We start from the raw sequence: 17,099 nt of genomic DNA, 5'->3' as shown, positions 1-17,099 counted from the left end.
TGCGACGAAAGGTTGTCCTTCTCTGATCACTCCCGGTTGGCGGCGTACGCGGCCAACCAGGCGACCTGGGCCGGGTCGAGTGACGGGCGTACCCGCGCTCGCGCGGTCGCGACGTGCTCGGCGGTGACCGTGGCGGCGGCGAGCGACTCACGCATCGCGGCGAGCGCCGCCTCCCGGACCAGCGCCGCGCAGTCCGCAGCGGAGAAGCCGGTCAGCTCGTCGCCCAGGGCGGACAGGTCGACGTCCGGGGCCAGCGGCACCTGCCGGGACGCGGCCCGCAGGATCTCCGAGCGGGCCGGCCCGTCCGGCGGTGGCACGTAGACCAGCCGCCCCAACCGGCCCGGCCGCAGCAGCGCCGGGTCGACCAGGTCCGGCCGGTTCGTCGCGCCGACCACCACCACGTTGCGCAGCGTCTCCACCCCGTCCAGTTCGGTGAGCAGCGCGGCGACCACCCGGTCCGTGGTGCCACCGTCGGTGGCCTGGCCGCGTACCGGCGCCAGCGCGTCCACCTCGTCCAGGAAGATCAGCGTGGGGGCCGCTTCCCGGGCCCGACGGAACAGCTCGCGAACCGCGCGTTCGCTCTCACCGACCCACTTGGAGAGCAGTTCCGCCCCCTTGACCGACAGCACGTTGGCCCGCCCCGACCCGGCCAGCGCGGTGACCAGGTAGGTCTTGCCGCAGCCCGGCGGCCCGTAGAGCAGCACGCCGCGCGGCGGCTGCACCCCGAGCCGGGCGAACGTGTCCGGGTAGGTCAGCGGCCACAGCACCGACTCGGTCAGGGTCTGCTTGACCTCGTCCAGACCGCCCACGTCGTCGAGGGTCACCGAGGCCAGATCCAGGGTGGAGGCCGCCATCGTGGTCGGCCGGACCACCTCCAGGGCAGCGGTGAAATCGGCCATCGCCACCGTCGGCGTCTCGGCGGACTTCTGGCGCAGCGCCGCGCGTACCCCGGCCTCCCGGACCAGCGCGGCCAGGTCGGCCGCGACGAACCCGGGGGTACGGCCGGCCACCTCGTCCAGCCGCACGTCATCGGCCAGCGGCACCTGCCGGGTCAGCGCGGTGAGCTGTTCGCGGCGCAGCGCCTGATCGGGGAGCGGGATGCTGATCCGTAGCGACAGCAGGTCGGGCGCGCGCAGTGCGGGATCGGCGGCCTCCGGCCGGCTGGTGGTGCAGACGACGGCGACACCGGCCCGAATGCTCTCGGTGAGCACCTGGCGGAACACCGTCGCCACCGGGCCGGGGCTCTCCGCCGGTGCGAGCGCCTCGACGTCGCTGACCAGCAGGACCGCCGGCCCGCCGGTTCGGGCCGTCGTCGCCGCGCTGCGCAACCGGTCGGCGGCGGCCTGGTTGGTCAACGCGGCCACCTCGGGTGCCCAGAGCGGGTGGACGCGGGCACCGACCCGGGCGGCAACGGCCCGGACCAGCGCCGACTTCCCCGAGCCCGCCGGGCCGACGAGCAGCACGCCCAACGAGATGGTGGTGCCCAGCCGGCCCAGCACCTCCCGGTGGTGGAAGCCGAGGTCGAGCAGTTCGGTCAGCTCCTCGGCCTGGGCCCGTAGCCCGGGCAGCTCGTCCACGTCCGGAGCGTCGTTGGGTGCGTCGGCCGCCGGGGCCGCGTCACCGGTTCCGCGCGGCCGGGCCGGCGTGCTGTCGACCGGGGTGGGCCCGCCGTGGGTGGTCGCGCCATGCTCCCAGGCGACCACCGTGTTCATGGTGACCAGAGCGCCGGCCGACGGTTCGATGGAGACCACGGTGAGCAGGGTGCTGGTCCAGGCGAAGCCGACCGTGTTGGCCAGGCTGCGTCGAGCCGCCTCGACCAGGCTGCGCACCGACGCGTCCGGCAGCACGTCCTGCGGCAAGAGGGACACGTCGTCGCCGGCGGTGAGCACCTTGCCGAGCAGGGCGAGCCGGAGCATCTCCGGGCTGACCGCCGCGACCACCTCCACCGGCCCGGCCAGGACGACCCGAGCCGCCGGGGTCAGCGGCACCGGGGTGAGGAGCACCTGACCGCCGTCGCGCAGGCCCAGGTTGCCCAGGATCAGGTCGTCGGCGTACAGCAGGGCGCTGCTCGATCCCGGCGCAGCCGCCGCCACGATCCCGGCTGTCTCCCGGCGGCCGACAAGCCGGACCGGGTCGCCGGGGCGCAGCCCCAGCGCGGTCAGCGCCTCCGGGTGCAGCCGAACGATGCCCCGTCGGGCGTCCAGCGCGGCCGGTCGAAGGCTCGCCGTCAAGGTCAGGTCGGGTTGCGCCACCGCCCGACCGTAGCCGCCGACAGCCAGCCTCGCCGGTCAGCGCCGCGGATCCAGCTCGTCCAACAACGACGGGTCCCGCCGGATCAGCTCGGCCAGCCGGGCCGCCGGGTCCGGGGTCAGCCCGTTCGGGCCGGGCGCCCAGGCGGGCACCGTCCGGCCGGACAACGGCCAGGTCGGCGGAGGTGCCACCGGTGCCACCGGGGGCACCGGCCCGACCGTCACGTCCGGCCCGTCCCAGGAGACCCGCATCGGGTACGTCCGCCCGGCGTGCTCCACGTGCACGGTCACCGTCAACCCCGGGTGGGCGCCGACGACCTGCCGTATCGCCTCGGCCACCTCCTCGACCGGGCCCCAGCCGGCCACGTCGCCCTCGGGATCCGCCCCCGCGTGGCGGGGGTCGTGCCGGCCCGCCCCGGCGTTGCGGGCGTCGCCGCGCTCGGGCCCGGGCTGGGCCGGCGGCGGTGTGCTGTCGTCACGGTCGTTGACGCGTCGGCGTAGCGCATCCTCGCGCCGGGCCAGTCGGGCCAGCGTCTCGTCCAGGTCACCCCGCACCTTCGCACTCCTTCCCGCCACGGCCGGAGCCGGTCAGCTCAGGCCCTCCTGTCCCGCGTCGCCCGGTCCAGCGCACGGTCCAGGACGACCAGCAGGGCGTCCCGCACCGACAGCCGGTCCCGGGCGTCGAACTGCACCAGGGGAACGTGGTCGCCGATGGCCAGCGCCCAACGGATCTCGCCGAGTTCCAGGGCCAGCCGCCCGTCGAAGGCGTTGACCCCGACCACGAACGGCAGCCCGGCCCGCTCGAAGAAGTCGATCGCCGGGAAACAGTCGTCCAGCCGGGCGCTGTCCACCACCACCAGGGCGCCGAGCGCCCCCCGGGCGAGGTCGTCCCACATGAAGCCGAACCGGGACTGCCCCGGTGTGCCGAACAGGTAGAGCTTGAGGCTGCGGTCGATGGTCACGCAGCCGAAGTCCATCGCCACCGTGGTGGTGGTCTTGGAGGACCGGGCACCCGGGTCGTCCACGCCGATCCCGGCGGTGGTCATCTCCGCCTCGGTGGTCAGCGGCGCGATCTCGGAGATCGCACCCACGGTGGTGGTCTTGCCCACCCCGAAGCCGCCGGCAACCAGGATCTTGACCGGGATCGGCGGCGCGGCGGGTCTTCCGACCGGTGGCGATGACGCCCTCGTACCGGACGGAGGCTGGTACGGCGGCGGCGGTGCGCTCGACGGCGGTACGGCCCGACCGACGACCGGCCCGGTGCCCGGTGTCGTGCCGTACCGGGCGGCGGCGCTGTTCGCGGCGACCCCGCCGAGCGGGGCGACCGGCCATTCAGGAGATCGCACGGAGTCCATCAATCACTCGCAGGATGAGGTTGGGGTCGAGAGCGTCGTCGGTGTCGGTGACGTGCACGTCCAGGTGCCCGGCCGCCCGGAGGTCGCCGACCAGGACCCGCGTCACGCCGAAGTGCAGCCGGGTCCGGGCCGAGATCTCGGCCACCGAGATCGGCTCGGCGCAGAGCGCGATGATCGCCTGGATCTCCGGTGCCATCAGGACCCCGGGAGGGCTGCTCCACCAGCCGCTGTCCGGGCGGATGGTCACCTGCGTCTCCAGCCCGATCGCCGGGTCGGCACCCGCCACCCGCCCGGAGGTGAGCACGAATGGACGCGGACCGGCCGGCGCACCACCACCCTCCTCCGGTTCGGGCAGCGCCGGTGCCACCGCGCTCTCCGCGGCCGGGGACGGCGTGCGCAGGTACGGGCGGATCCGAACCCGGGGGTCCGGGTCCGGATCCTCGCCGGCGACCTCGGGGGTCACTGCTGGACGGCGTTCTTCAGCTCGACGATCAAGCGCGGGGTCAGGGCGCCACCGGCCCGCCCGGCGAAGAGCGTCATCTCGTACGCGACGGTGCCCAGGTTGGCCGACCGGTCCGCGACGACCCCGAGCACGGAACCGCTGCTGATCGCGCTGATCAGCAGGTAGCCGTCGGCCATGTCGACGATGACCCGGTTCAGGCCGCCGAGCGCGTACCAGCTGGCCGCCCCACCGGCGAGGCTGGTCATCCCGGAGACCACCGCTGCCAACCGCTCCGCGTTGGACCGATCCTTGATCGACGACATGGCCATCAGCAGGCCGTCCGAGGAGACCGCGATCGCCTCCAGGACCCCGGCGGTGCTGGAGGTGAAGGAATCCAGCAGCCAGTTGAACGTACGAGCCTCGGGGCTGAGGTCCCCGACGGCGCCGGTCGGGTTCTGGTCGACGTTGTCGTGCAGGAAGGGGCTGGTCACCGTGATGATCCCTCTTCGTTCCGGTGGTCTGGGCTGATCTCGCGGAGAGCGCGGGCGACGCCCTCCTCGAACTCGCTGATCTGATCTCGGACCTCGGCCGGGTCACCGAGGTGCGTGCTGGGCGGCTGGCAGGCCGGAATGGCGGTCAGGTTCGCCCCCGGCACCCGTCGGCTCAGCCGGGGCCGACCCGCCAGGCCGTCCGACGGGTCGGCGTTGTCGGTCACCGTCGGGCCGGCGCCGCCGGGTGTGCTCGGCAGGTCCACGGTGACGCTCGGGTCCACCAGGGTCGACCTGACACCGGCCGACTCGGCCCGGCGTACCCCGGCCTGGAACGCCTCGACCAGCGCGCGGGCGGCGGCGGGGTCCGCGCCGGTGGCGTCCACCGGCCGGGTCGGCGCGGCGGTGGCGTGCAGGCTGGCCCCGGGCACCCGCTGCCGGACCCGCGGCCCGGCGGGCGTGCCCGACGGTTCGGGCGCCTGGGGCGGGGCAGGGGCCTGCTCGGTCTGGCCGGGGCCGAACGCGTTCCAGGACGGGCCGGCTTCCAGGCTGCGGGTCGCTCGACTGAGCAGGTCCGAGTCGAAGCGGGCCGGAGCGGCGACGGCCGCCGCGAGGGCCCGTGCGTCCTGGGCGGCAACCGCCGCGCTGGCCGTACGCCGGTCTCGTTCCGGCACGGCGGCCCGGGCCACGGCGGCACCGGCCCGGTCGGCGCGGCGCAGCACCAGAGACGCCGACGGGATCTCCAGGTGTGCGGTCACCCCACCGCCGCCGGTGGCGGTCAGGCCCACCTCCCAGCCGTGGCGACGGGCCAACCGGCCCACCACGAACAGGCCCAGCACCTCGGTCGGTGCCAGGTCGAGCCGTTCCCGGCGGGTGAGTCGGGCGTTCTCCTCGACCAGCCGCTGCTCGCCCATGCCGATGCCGTGGTCCACCACGGTGATCCGCGCGCCGAGGCCGGACGTTTCGGCGGACACCAGGACCCGGGTGTGCGGCGGGGAGAAGGCGGTGGCGTTCTCCATCAACTCGGCCAGCGCCAGGATGAGGTCACCGACCACCGCGGGCGCGGCCGAGATGCCCGCCGGCACCCGTACCTCCACCCGGGTGTAGTCCTCGATCTCGCCGAGCGCCAACCGGACCACGTCGGCCAGCGGCACCGGCGCGGTGTGCGCGTCGGCCCCGGCCGCGCCGGAGAGCACCACCAGGCTGCCGGCGTTGCGCCGCAGCCGGCTGGAGATGTGGTCGAGGCGGTACAGGTGCTCCAGCCGACCGGGGTCGACCTCCTGCTGCTCCAGCCGGTCGATCAGGGCGATCTGCCGGCCCACCAGGTTCTGGGTGCGCCGCCCGACGTGACCGAACATCTGCGCGACGTTGCGTCGGCCGGCGACCTGCCGCTCGACCAGCAGCGCCGCGGTGCTCTGCACCCGGTCGAAGGCTCGCGCCAGGTCGCCGATCTCGTCGTTGGCCCGGATGTCCACCGGCTCCAACCGGACCGGTTGGGGGCTCTCCGTCTCGTCGTCGCTGACCCGGACCAGCTCGGCCTCGGCGACTCGGGCGACCCGGTCGGCGGAGCGGGTGAGGCGGGTCAGCGGTCGGGCCACCGTCCGCGCGACCGCCGCACTGAGCATCACCACCAGCATCAGGATCAGCACCGCCGCGGCACCGACCAGGTACGCGGCGGTCAGCGCCCGCCGCTGCTCGGCGGTCACCTCGGTGAGCACGTCGGCGACCAGTTTCTTCTCGACGAACTGGCCGAGTCGGATCATCGTGCGGACGGCCGGGAAGAGCGCCTCGATCGGCACGTCGCGGACCGCGCCGGCCGGGTCCCGGGCGCTGGTGACCAGGAAGTCGGGGCTGGTACGTGCGGCCACCGCCGCGTCGTTGAGCTGGGCCACCGCGAGCTGCTCGGGCGTGATCAGGACGCGGAAGCGCCGACTGTCGACCTGGAGCGCGGCGATGCACGCCACGTACGCGGCGCTGGTGTCCGGGCTGCCGATGACCTTGACCAGCACGCTCAGGGTGGCGCAGGCGCCCAGGCCCTCGTCGGCGCGGAGCAGCCCGTCGAGGGCGAGCACCTGACGGCCGGCCTGCGTCTCGGTGTCCACACCGAACGCCAGCCGCAGCGAGTCGATCAAGCCGACGTTGACCGGACCGAACGCCTCCATCACCTGCCCCGGGTTCGCGGCCCGGGCCAGCACGGCCGTCCGCAGGTCGCTGAGGCCGGACACACCGTCCAGGGCGCGGTCGACGCGGTCGGTCAGCGCGTCGCTCCTGTCGGCCCGCAGGTCGGCGACCCGGTCGTCCACGTCGGCGGACTTGCGGATCAACTCGCTCCGCTCGACCCGGCCGAGCAGGAGACCGACCGAGAGGATGCGTTCCTGCTGGAGGTCCTGGACCAGGCTGCCGACCCGGCTGGCCAGTCGTACCCGGTCGGCGGTGTCGCCGGCCCGCTGAGCCGCGGCCACCCGGTCGAGCATCACGGGCACGGCCAGGCCGACCATGCTGAGCAGCGGGATCACCACGAGCAGCGCGAGCTTGCCGCGGATGCGGAGCCTACCGAGCAGCATCGAAGGCCCCCCACTGCGCGGTCTCCGGGCCCTGGAGCGCGCCGGCCGGTTGCAGCTCTCGTGAATCGGGAGCGGCCGGTTGCCAGGAATCGCCCCGGGACGGAGTGTCGGGGGCTTCCGTGTGAGTCGCGGCCAGGGCGGCCCGGCGTCGGGCTCGGCGGCCCGCGCTGATCAGCAGCGCGGCGAGCCAGCCCAGCAACAGCACGGCGACGACCCCCGCCGCGACGGTCAACCAGCGGTCCCGGTCGAGCGAGTCGATGCGCTCCACCAGCAGGGCGTCCAGCTCGGCGAGGATGACCGGCTGGAGTTGGCGCGCAGCCCGGTGCGTGTTGAGCCCGGCGGCAGCCAACTGAGCCTCGTCCACGGCCCCGGTGCCAGCGGCCGGGGTGGAGAACGCGGCGAGCGCCTCCACCGAACGCTGGTAGGTGTCGAGCGGGGTCAGCACATTGGCGCCGAGGTCGGTGCTCTCCGAGCCGTCCACGGCGGAGCGCAGGTTGTCGACGACGTCGTTGGCGGGTGCCAGGGCGGTCACCCGCAGGCCGGTCAGCTCCATCAGGCCACGGGTTCGCTCGGCGGCGGGCCGACGGGCGATCAGCGTGCCCAGGTCGGCGAGCCGGCCGGCGGCCACCACCGCCTCGGGCAACTCCTGGCCGGCGCTGTCCTGGAGGAAGAAGGAGTCGGCGGCGGGGTCGCGTACCAGCCCGGAGCTTTCCCGGACCTTGCGGTGCAGGGCCAGCAACAGGTCGGCCGCCTCGCTGTACGCGGTGTAGGCGGACTCCGGGTCGGCGGGGCTGCGACCGCGCAGCGCCTCCAGCTTGGCGCGTACCCCGGCCCAGCGTTCCTGGCTGAGCAACTCGACACCGATCCGGGCGTCCACCGCGGCGGCCTTCTCGACCGCCTGGTCCAACGCCTCCCGGGCAACGGGTCGACCGTTGACCGCGGCGGTCTGAGCCTCGACGAGGGCGTCGGTGACCCCGGCCAGGGCACCGAGGTACTGCACGCCGAGTCGTTCGCGGGTGGCCAGGGCCCGGTCGTCGCTGGTCTGCTGCCAGGCGGACGTGACGAGCACACCCACGGGTGCCAGTAGTGCCCCGACGAGCAGCAGCGGCAGCAGTCGGCCCAGCGTGGACGGCCGTCGACGGGCCCGCGGCGCGGGGACTGTCATGTGTGTCTCCTCCGGCGGGGAAGCGCGAATTGGCGCGGTCTCGGGTCAGCCGAAAAGTCCCGTGTACCGGACCGGAAAACTAATCGAACCTCCACTGGTCAGACCTCGGCCAGCGAGTCAGGTTCGCGTCAGTTCGAGCAATGTCAGCATTTGTCCACGCTCTCAGCCCGCTCTGTTTCGTCGGCGGGGTGTGACATGGAGGGATCGAGGTGGATATCCGGTAAAGATCGGAATTCACGGAATCCGAAGTCAACTCACTGGGCCGCGTCGGACGTTGCGCGCTCGCACCCGTCCGGACACCGATCGGGGCAACCGGACGGACGTACGGCGGATCTCAGCCAACGCTCAGGCTGCGGGCCGTACCGTGTGCCGCATGACATCGCCGTCGCCGGCCGCGTGGTTCCGGCGTGCCCTGCCCACCCGCCGTCGCGCGATCGCCGCAGCGGCGGTCGTCGTGCTCCTGGCCACCGCCGTGACCTGGGCGGTGTGGCCCCAAGGGCCGGGCGTACGCACCGAGAACGCGATGCTCACCGTCCGCTCCGGACCGTCCGGCGACCAACCGGTCGAGCTGGACACCACGTTCTATCTGCCGGACGACGCGTCGTCCGGACGCAAGGTGCCGGCGGTGCTGTTGGCACACGGGTTCGGCGGCACGAAGGAGTCGGTGCGCTCCGACGCGGAGGAGTTCGCCGGGCGCGGCTACGCGGTGCTCACCTGGACGGCCCGGGGCTTCGGCCGCAGCGGCGGTGAGATCCACCTGGACAGCCCGGACCACGAGGTGCGCGACGCCCAGCGGCTGCTGGACTGGTTGGCCGCCCGGCCGGAGGTGCGCACCAACGCCGCCGGTGACCCGCAGGTCGGTGTGGTCGGCGGCTCGTACGGCGGCGGGCTGGCACTGCTGCTGGCCGCCCAGGACCCTCGGGTCGACGCGATCGTCCCCATGATCACCTGGAACGACCTGTCCCGCGCCTTCCTGCCGGAGAGCACCGGTGGTGCGCCGACCGAGGGCGTGTTCAAGAAGGGCTGGGCCGGCCTGTTCTTCGGTGGCGGCGGCAACGTGGGTTCCGGGCCGGCCGGGCTCTCCGGCGCGACCGCCGCCCAGCCGCAGGGCGCACCGGCCTCCGCCGGCCCGCCCAGCCCCGGGCCGGGCGCCGGCCCAGGCACTGGTCCCGGTGGCGTCCCGGCCGGTGCCGCCGACCCGTCCTGCGGTCGGTTCGCTGCGGACGTGTGCGCCGCGTACCTGCGGATCGCCACCACCGGGCGGGCCGACCAGGCCGCCGTGGACCTGCTGCGCCGCTCCAGCCCAGCGGGCGTCCTGGACCGGATCAAGGCACCCACCCTGCTGGTGCAGGGCGAGGCGGACACTCTCTTCCCGCTCGGCGAGGCGGACGCCAACGCCCGCGGCATCGCCGCCGCAGGCACCCCGGTCCGGGTCGCCTGGTTCACCGGCGGGCACGACGGTGGCAGTGGTCCCCGCTCTGACGAGGACCGGGTGAAGTTCCTGACCGTCCAGTGGCTCGACCACTACGTCAAGGGCGAGGGCGACACGCCCGGCGACGACTTCACCTGGTCGCGGATCGCGGGCTTCGACGCGCTCGACCGGGGCCTCGTCGCCACCGGTTTCCGCCGCGCCGACTACCCGGGCCTGACCGGCAACGCCCGCCGGGAGATCCCGGTCGCCGGGCCGGCCCAGCCGATCGCCAACCCGCCCAACGGCAACCCGGCCGCGATCTCCTCGATCCCGTTCGCCGGCGGGCTCGCCTCGCTGCTCGACGGTGTGGCCGGTGACGTGCCCGGCCAGCACGCCCGGTTCGAGTCGACGCCGCTGACCGAGGCGGTGGACGTGGCCGGTGCGCCAACCGTCACCGTGCGGGCCGCGTCGCCGACCGGCGAGGCCGTGCTCTTCGTCAAGCTCTACGACGTCGACCCGGACGGCGCGGCCACCCTGCCGAACGGGTTGGTCGCCCCGATCCGGCTCACCGGCCTGCCGCAGCAGGTGCAGGACGCCCGCCCGGTCACCGTGACGCTGCCCGGGATCGTCCGACGGGTGGAGGCCGGCCACCGGCTGCGCCTCGTCGTGGCGACCTCCGACCAGGCGTACACCACGCCCGCCCAGCCGACCGTCTACACGGTGGCGGTGGACGGCGCGGTCACCCTGCCCACGGTCAGCGGCGAGCCGATCCCCACCGCCGCGACGCTCTGGCGCTGGGTGCTCGCCGGGCTGCTCGCCGCCATCGCGGTCGGGCTCGTCGTGGTCGTCGCCGTGGTCCGCCGCCGGCACCGCCGCCAGGACCGCTCGGTGCATCCGGAGTACGCGGACACCCCGCTGGCCGTGCGGGCACTGCGCAAGGAGTACGCGGACGGCTTCGTCGCGGTGTCGAACGTGGACTTCGAGGTGCACCCGGGTCAGGTGGTGGGTCTGCTCGGGCCGAACGGCGCCGGCAAGACCACCACCCTCCGGGTGCTGATGGGTCTGACCCAGCCGACCGCCGGTGAGATCTACGTCTTCGGTCGTCGGCTGGTGCCCGGCTCACCGGTGCTGTCCCGGATCGGCGCGCTGGTGGAAGGCCCCGGGTTCCTGCCCCACCTGTCGGGCCTGGACAACCTGAAGGCGTACTGGCGGGCCACCGGACGACCGTGGGAGGACGCGCAGTTCGACGCGGCGCTGGAGATCGCCGGGCTGGGCGACTCGGTGCACCGGAAGATCAAGAATTACAGCCACGGGATGCGTCAGCGCCTCGCCATCGCCCAGGCCATGCTCGGTCTTCCGGAGCTGCTGGTGTTGGACGAGCCCACCGACGGGCTCGACCCGCCGCAGATCGCCGAGATGCGCCGGGTGCTCCAGCGCTACGCCACGGACGGGCGGGCGGTGCTGGTCTCCAGCCACCTGCTGGCCGAGGTGGAGCAGACCTGCACGCACGCGGTGGTGGTCAACAAGGGCCGGATCGTGGCGTCCGGGCCGGTGGAGGAGATCGTGGGCGAGTCGCCGAGCGTGCTGTTCGACGTCACCGACCCGGTGGCGGCACGCGCGGTGCTGGACCGGCTGCACGGGGTCCGGGTGCTGCCGGAGAGCGACGGTCAGTTGGTGGTCGACACCAACGGCACGGCCCGCAGCGAGGTGGTGGCCGAGCTGGTGCGTGCCGGCATCGGAGTGGACCGGGTGGTGCCCCGGCGGCGCCTGGAGGACGCGTTCCTCGCCCTGGTGGGCGAGAACTCTCGGGGAAGCGGTGACCGGTGATGGCAGGCTCTTCCGTCGAGACGCCGCTGGGCGTCACCGACCCGGCCGGCGCGGCCCGCGGCTACCGGCCGTCGGCCACCATGCCCTTCGCGGCGGAGTTCCGGCGGCAGGCGTCCCGGCGGCGTACCCAGCTGGCGCTCGGGTTCATGGTGCTGCTGCCGCTGATCATCCTGATCGCGTTCCAGTTCGACTCGGGCGGCGACGACGACAACGGTCGCAACGAGTTCTCCAGCCTGGTCGAGCTGGCCACCTCGGGTGGCCTCAACTTCACCCTCTTCTCGATCTTCGTGTCGGCGTCGTTCCTGCTGGTGGTGGTCGTCGCGCTGTTCTGCGGCGACACGGTGGCCAGTGAGGCGAGCTGGGGCAGCCTGCGCTACCTGCTGGCGGTTCCGGTGCCCCGGGCCCGGCTGCTGGCGGTGAAACTGGTGGTCGCGCTCGCGTACTCGGGGCTGGCCCTGATCCTGTTGGCCGGCACGGCGCTGCTGGCCGGGACCCTGCGCTACGGCTGGTCGCCGCTGCGCAGCACGGTCGCCGCCGAGCTGGAACCCACCGAGGGGCTGCTCCGGTTGCTGGCGGTGCTCGGCTACCTGGCGGTCGTACTCCTGGTGGTGGCCGGGCTGGCGTTTCTGCTGTCGGTGACCACGGACGCCGCGTTGGGCGCGGTGGGTGGTGCGGTGCTGCTGTGGATCCTGTCCAGCATCCTGGACCAGATCACCGCCCTGGGCGCGGTGCGCGACTTCCTGCCCACCCACTTCAGCACCGCCTGGCTGGGGTTGCTCTCGACCCCTGTGCAGACCGACGACGTGGTCCGCGGCTGCATCTCGGCGATCAGCTACGCGACGCTGTTCTGGGGGTTGGCGTTCTGGCGCTTCACCCGCAAGGACATCACCTCCTGACGGCGGGGCTCACCTCCTGACGGGTCGGGCTCACAGCCTGACGGGCGGGGTTCACAGCCGGCTGTCGGGTGGGCTGACCGACGACGGCACCGCGCTCGGCGCCGGCGGCCGTGCCGGGCGGGTCGGCACCGGCGTGGACGGGTCGGCCTTCTTCCAGGCGCTGACGCCGATCCGGCCGGTGTTGCCCAGGTCGACCGGACCGTCCGGGTCGACCTCGTGGGCCGGCTGCCCGGCGGCGGGTGCCACGGTCAGGAACTCCCCGTTGCTGGCCACCACGGTCGAGTCGGTGACCAGGTTGCGCCAGAGCACCACGGCGGTGGCCCGCTCGTCCGGGGCGAGGGTGACCTGCCGGGGCGGCTGGTCGAAACCCGAGGTGATCTCCTTCGCGCCGTTGACGATGCGCAGCATGATCGGCTCGCGCTGCTCGTCGTAGACGTGCAGCATCGGGTACCCGTTGAGCTGGTAGGGGCGGTCGCCGCAGTTGACCAGCTCCAGGCCGAGGGCGCGAAGGCCCATCGCGGCGTCCGACCCGGTCGACCGGATCCGGACGCCGGAGGCCGGGCACTCGGCCAGCGGGTCGGTGCTCGCCGACGGGCTGGGCGCGGTCGGCGGCGGGAGCGGGCCGTCCCCGCCCTGGCCGCGATGATCGTCGGTAACGCAGGCGCCGAGCGCGAGCGCCGTCGCGACCGTCGCGAACGCCGTGCTGGTCAGGCGTCGTGCTGCCGTCCCCCGAGAGATCATCCGCCGATCCTCGCGCACAGAGACGTCCCGCCGCTGCCCGTCCCCGGCCGCCCGGCTCGCCCCGGCTCGGCCGGGCTCACCCCGGCTCGCCCCGGCTCGGCCGGCTCACCCCGGCCGCCCTCGGGTGCTTGATCGACTCGGTTCTCCTGAAATTCGGGGCATCCTGGCCAGGGGATACCGCGATTTCAAGGAAACCGAGTCGATCATCGGGGTCGGCCGGCGGTCCGCACCGGGTGGCAGGGTGGGCAGGGTCGGCAGGCGTCGGCAAGCTGTACGCGCCGGAATCCAGGCTGTACCGACATTCGGGAGCGCTCCCATAGGGTGGCAAGCGCAGTGCCGAGGTCGACTTCCTGCGTAGCAGCAGCTCAGAGCGCCGGCACGACGCATTCGCCGATCGGTCTGCTCGTCACCGCGGGCCCGGCGCCGACATGTTTCGGTCGGGGACTTTCCCACCAGCAAAGAACTTATGAACTTCGATGTCTTTATCCGTCACGATTGACGGGATCCATCCATCCTCTTCAATGGAGGTTCCATGAACGTCTCTCGGCTCGGCGGGCCGACCCTGTCCCTGTTCCGCATCGTGATCGGTCTGCTGTTCACGTTGCACGGCCTGACCTCGGTCTTCGGGTTGTTCGGCGGCAACCCCATGACCGGCAAGGCGGTACCGCTCGGCACCTGGCCGGGCTGGTGGGCCGCACTGATCCAGTTGGTCTGCGGCGCGCTGGTGCTGGCCGGGCTCTTCACCCGACCCGCCGCTCTCCTGGCATCCGGCTCGATGGCGTACGCCTATTTCGTGGTGCACCAGCCGGACCACCTGCTGCCCCTGAAGAACGGGGGTGAGCTGTCCGCCCTCTTCTGCTGGTCGTTCCTGCTGATCGCAGCCCTCGGCCCGGGTGCCTGGGCGCTCGACACGCTGCTTGCCCGGCGTGGCACCGACCGCCCGTCGGCGCCAGCGCCCGCCTCGGTGGCCGCACCCAGCTCGGTGGTCGTCTGACCGCACGCGTACCGCGCGTCGCCGGGCCTCGACGAGGCGGCTCCGGCGGCGCGCGCTCGACGGCAGTGAGGGTCAGGCCGGCGGGCGAGGGGTGAGGACCGCGTCCAGGAGGCCGGGATAGAGCTTGTTCAGCTCGTCGCGGCGGAGGCGGACCAGTCGGCTGGTGCCGGCGGCGCGGGTGCGGGTCAGGCCGGCCTCGCGCAGCACTCTGAGGTGGTGGCTGCGGGTCGCCTTGGAGACGCCGAAGTCGAAGCTGCCGCAGGCTGCCTCGCCGCCCTCGGCGAGCGCCCGGACGATCTGCAACCGCACGTCGTCGGCGAGTGCGGCCAGCACGCTGGTGACCGGTACGGCGGTCAGGTCGGGTTCGTGCGGCTCCATGTGACCAGTGTAACCCTTGTTCGACAATTGTCGAACAAGCTCCTAGGGTCGGTCTCGTTGGTTCGACGATACTCGAACATTGGAGCTGACGATGCGATCCCGCGCCACCGCATACCCGCTGCTCGCCGTGCTCGCCTGGGGGGTGATGTTCCCGGTCCTGGCCAGCGCGCTGACCCGGGTCGACCCGCTCAACCTGACCACCGCCCGCTACCTTCTCGCCGCCGTCATCCTGGTCGCCATCCTGCTGCTCCGCGAGGGTGCCGGCGCACTGCGGCCAGGCGGCCGGGCGGGCGAGGTGGTGGTGCTCGGAGTGGTCGGCTTCGCCGGCTTCAACGTGCTCACCAACCTGGCGCTCGAACACGCCGCCCCGCAGCAGGTCGCGCTCTTCGTGGCCACCACCCCGGTGATCACCCAACTGGTCCGTTGGGCCCGGGACGGCGTACGCCCGAAGCCGCTCCTGCTGGGCCTCTCCCTGGTGGCGCTCCTCGGTGTCGGCCTGGTGATCACCCGCGGGAGCCTGACCGGCCTTGGTCAGTTCGGTCTCGGCGGGCTCATGATGATCGGCGCGGTGCTCGGCTGGGGCATCTACACCCACGGTGCCAGCCGCTTCGGCGAGTGGTCGCCGCTGCGCTTCACCACGCTGACCGCACTCGCCGGCACAGCCGCCATGCTGGCCGCGAGCATCGGCGCCGACGCCGTCGGCTGGCAGCACGTCCCGGCCGCCGCCGACCTCGTGGCGGTCACCCCGCAACTGGCGTACGCGGTAATCCTGGGCGCCGTGATCGCGGTCCTGGCCTGGAACACCGGCGTGCAGCGACTCGGTGCCGCCAACGCCGCGCTGTTCATGAACCTGGTCCCGGTGACGACGTTCGCGGTGCAGATCACCCGCGGCTACCGCCCGGAGCCCGTCGAGCTGGTCGGGGCCGCCATCACGATCGCCGCCCTGGTCGCCGCGAACCTGGCCACCCGCCCCCGGACCCGAGCCTCGGCGCTGCCCCGGACCACCGCTGTCACGGACCCGATCGCGGTGATCGACCCCGCTGCGGTGAGCGTCCGCTGACCCACTACCTGGGATCCGCCCTGGAGGCCGCGACCGGCTTTGCCTAGACTCGACGGCACAACTGCATACCTCATCCAGAGGGGCTGAGGGATACGGCCCGACGACGCCCCGGCAACCACCCCGCGCGCTCACCGCTGAGCGACCCGCGGGGCAGGTGCCAATTCCGTCCCCGCCGCACCGTGCGATGCGGGGAAAGATGAGAGGACTCTCGACATGACGTCGACGCTCGCCGCCTCCGGCATCGACACCTCCGCCAGCCCCGCCCGCGCCCTGGTCTGCCGCGCCTGTTCGGCGCGCTACCCGCTCGCCGCCCAGCACGCCTGCTACGAGTGTTTCGGCCCGCTGGAGGTCGACTACGACACCGCCGCCCTGGCGACGGTCACCCGCCAGCAGATCGAGGCCGGGCCGAAGAACATCTGGCGGTACGCCGCACTGCTCCCCGCCGGCCAGGACCCGGCCAGCCGGGTCACCCTCGACCCGGGGCTGACCCCGCTGGTGGCGGCCCCGCACCTCGCCGCCGAGCTGGGCATCACCGCGCAGCTCTGGGTCAAGGACGACAGCGCCAACCCCACCCACTCGTTCAAGGACCGGGTTGTCTCGGTGGCGCTCACCGCCGCCAAGGCGCTCGGCTTCACCCGGTTCGCCTGCGCGTCGACCGGCAACCTGGCCAACTCGGTGGCCGCGCACGCCGCCCGCGCCGGGGTGCCCTCGGTGGTCTTCATCCCCAGCGACCTGGAGCAGGGCAAGGTCATCACGACTGCCGTCTACGGGGGCGAGCTGGTCGCCATCGACGGCTCGTACGACGACGTCAACCGGCTCTGTGGCGAGCTGGTGGAGACCGACGAGTTCGAGGACACCGCGTTCGTCAACGTGAACGTCCGCCCGTACTACGCGGAGGGCTCCAAGACGCTCGGCTACGAGGTGGCCGAGCAGCTCGGCTGGCGGATCCCGGCGCAGGTGGTGATCCCGATGGCCAGCGGTGAGCTGCTCACCAAGATTGACAAGGCGTTCTCCGAGCTGGTGGAGATCGGTCTGGTCGAGGCGCCGGCCGGCGGCTGGAAGGTCTTCGGCGCGCAGTCCGCCGGCTGCAACCCGATCGCCGTCGCCCTGCACGGCGAGACCGACACGATCATTCCGGTCAAGCCCACCGGCATCGCCAAGTCGCTCAACATCGGCGACCCCGCCGCCGGCCTCTACGCCCTGGAGGCGGTCCGCCGCACCGGCGGCTGGATGGAGTACGCCGACGACGACGAGATCCGCGCGGGCATCCGCGACCTCGCCCGCACCACCGGTGTCTTCGCGGAGACCGCCGGTGGGGTGACCGTGGCGGTGCTGCGCAAGCTGGTCGAGTCCGGCCGGCTCGACCCGACGGCGGAGACCGTCGTGTTCAACACCGGCGAAGGCCTGAAGACCATCGACGCGGTGGCCGGTCAGGTCGGGCCGACCCACCACATCAAGCCCTCGTTGCGCGCCGCCCGCGACGCCGGCCTCCTGGGCTGACCCGCCGCCCGACCCGCGTCCGGCTCTGC

General features: G+C 73.2%; 14 protein-coding genes and 1 riboswitch. Of the genes, 5 read left to right on the top strand and 9 right to left on the bottom strand.

Annotated elements, in window-relative coordinates:
• Positions 1-26 precede the first annotated feature (26 nt).
• Genes LADH09A_RS26055 through LADH09A_RS26025 form a run of 7 tightly spaced genes read right to left on the bottom strand, consistent with a single transcriptional unit; the run spans position 27 to position 8,263 of the window.
• Positions 27-2,252, bottom strand: coding sequence for an AAA family ATPase (locus LADH09A_RS26055; protein WP_238648194.1), 2,226 nt, complete (start codon positions 2,250-2,252; stop codon positions 27-29).
• Positions 2,253-2,288: 36 nt separating this feature from the next.
• A complete protein-coding gene (locus tag LADH09A_RS26050) occupies positions 2,289-2,804 on the bottom strand; it encodes a hypothetical protein (protein ID WP_238648193.1) in 516 nt (171 codons plus the stop codon).
• A 38-nt stretch (positions 2,805-2,842) separates the two neighbouring features.
• A complete protein-coding gene (locus LADH09A_RS26045) occupies positions 2,843-3,604 on the bottom strand; it encodes a GTP-binding protein (protein WP_238648191.1) in 762 nt (253 codons plus the stop codon).
• Complete coding sequence (locus tag LADH09A_RS26040) at positions 3,582-4,067, bottom strand: DUF742 domain-containing protein (protein ID WP_238648189.1); 486 nt, start codon at positions 4,065-4,067, stop codon at positions 3,582-3,584. The genes LADH09A_RS26045 and LADH09A_RS26040 overlap by 23 nt, the downstream gene beginning before the upstream one ends.
• A complete protein-coding gene (locus LADH09A_RS26035) occupies positions 4,064-4,537 on the bottom strand; it encodes a roadblock/LC7 domain-containing protein (protein ID WP_238648187.1) in 474 nt (157 codons plus the stop codon). The genes LADH09A_RS26040 and LADH09A_RS26035 overlap by 4 nt, the downstream gene beginning before the upstream one ends.
• Complete coding sequence (locus LADH09A_RS26030; RefSeq protein ID WP_238648184.1) at positions 4,534-7,098, bottom strand: sensor histidine kinase; 2,565 nt, start codon at positions 7,096-7,098, stop codon at positions 4,534-4,536. Before LADH09A_RS26030 ends, LADH09A_RS26035 begins: the two co-directional genes overlap by 4 nt.
• Positions 7,085-8,263, bottom strand: a complete 1,179-nt coding sequence (locus LADH09A_RS26025) for a hypothetical protein (protein ID WP_238648182.1) — start codon at positions 8,261-8,263, stop codon at positions 7,085-7,087. Before LADH09A_RS26025 ends, LADH09A_RS26030 begins: the two co-directional genes overlap by 14 nt.
• A 373-nt stretch (positions 8,264-8,636) precedes the next feature.
• Between LADH09A_RS26025 and LADH09A_RS26020 the strand changes: the two genes are divergently transcribed.
• Together LADH09A_RS26020 and LADH09A_RS26015 are read left to right on the top strand one after the other, a co-directional pair.
• Positions 8,637-11,501: an alpha/beta fold hydrolase gene (locus tag LADH09A_RS26020; RefSeq protein ID WP_238648180.1), complete on the top strand. Its 2,865-nt coding sequence runs from the start codon at positions 8,637-8,639 to the stop codon at positions 11,499-11,501.
• Positions 11,501-12,397 (top strand): ABC transporter permease, encoded by an 897-nt coding sequence (locus LADH09A_RS26015; protein WP_238648179.1) that lies wholly within the window; start codon positions 11,501-11,503, stop codon positions 12,395-12,397. The genes LADH09A_RS26020 and LADH09A_RS26015 overlap by 1 nt, the downstream gene beginning before the upstream one ends.
• Positions 12,398-12,448: 51 nt before the next feature.
• Here LADH09A_RS26015 and LADH09A_RS26010 read toward each other — a convergent pair whose 3' ends face one another.
• Positions 12,449-13,138 carry a DUF4232 domain-containing protein gene (locus LADH09A_RS26010; protein WP_238648178.1) on the bottom strand — a complete coding sequence of 230 codons (690 nt, stop codon included), beginning with the start codon at positions 13,136-13,138 and terminating at the stop codon, positions 12,449-12,451.
• A 532-nt stretch (positions 13,139-13,670) separates the two neighbouring features.
• Between LADH09A_RS26010 and LADH09A_RS26005 the strand changes: the two genes are divergently transcribed.
• Entirely contained in the window at positions 13,671-14,132 is a 462-nt protein-coding gene (locus LADH09A_RS26005) for a DoxX family protein (protein ID WP_238648177.1), read from the top strand.
• Between the two features lie 72 nt (positions 14,133-14,204).
• Here the strand turns inward: LADH09A_RS26005 and LADH09A_RS26000 are convergent, their stop codons facing one another.
• Positions 14,205-14,510 carry an ArsR/SmtB family transcription factor gene (locus LADH09A_RS26000; protein WP_238648175.1) on the bottom strand — a complete coding sequence of 102 codons (306 nt, stop codon included), beginning with the start codon at positions 14,508-14,510 and terminating at the stop codon, positions 14,205-14,207.
• 91 nt (positions 14,511-14,601) lie between these two features.
• Between LADH09A_RS26000 and LADH09A_RS25995 the strand changes: the two genes are divergently transcribed.
• Together LADH09A_RS25995 and thrC are read left to right on the top strand one after the other, a co-directional pair.
• Positions 14,602-15,570, top strand: a complete 969-nt coding sequence (locus LADH09A_RS25995; protein ID WP_238648173.1) for a DMT family transporter — start codon at positions 14,602-14,604, stop codon at positions 15,568-15,570.
• Between the two features lie 67 nt (positions 15,571-15,637).
• Positions 15,638-15,773: riboswitch (SAM riboswitch) on the top strand.
• A 10-nt stretch (positions 15,774-15,783) separates the two neighbouring features.
• Positions 15,784-17,070, top strand: a complete 1,287-nt coding sequence (thrC, locus tag LADH09A_RS25990) for a threonine synthase (RefSeq protein WP_238648171.1) — start codon at positions 15,784-15,786, stop codon at positions 17,068-17,070.
• Positions 17,071-17,099: the final 29 nt, after the last annotated feature.

Source organism: Micromonospora cabrerizensis (genome assembly GCF_022230955.1).
GTDB classification, from domain to species: Bacteria; Actinomycetota; Actinomycetes; order Mycobacteriales; family Micromonosporaceae; genus Micromonospora; species Micromonospora cabrerizensis.
This window is presented reverse-complemented; position numbering and strand designations above follow the sequence as displayed.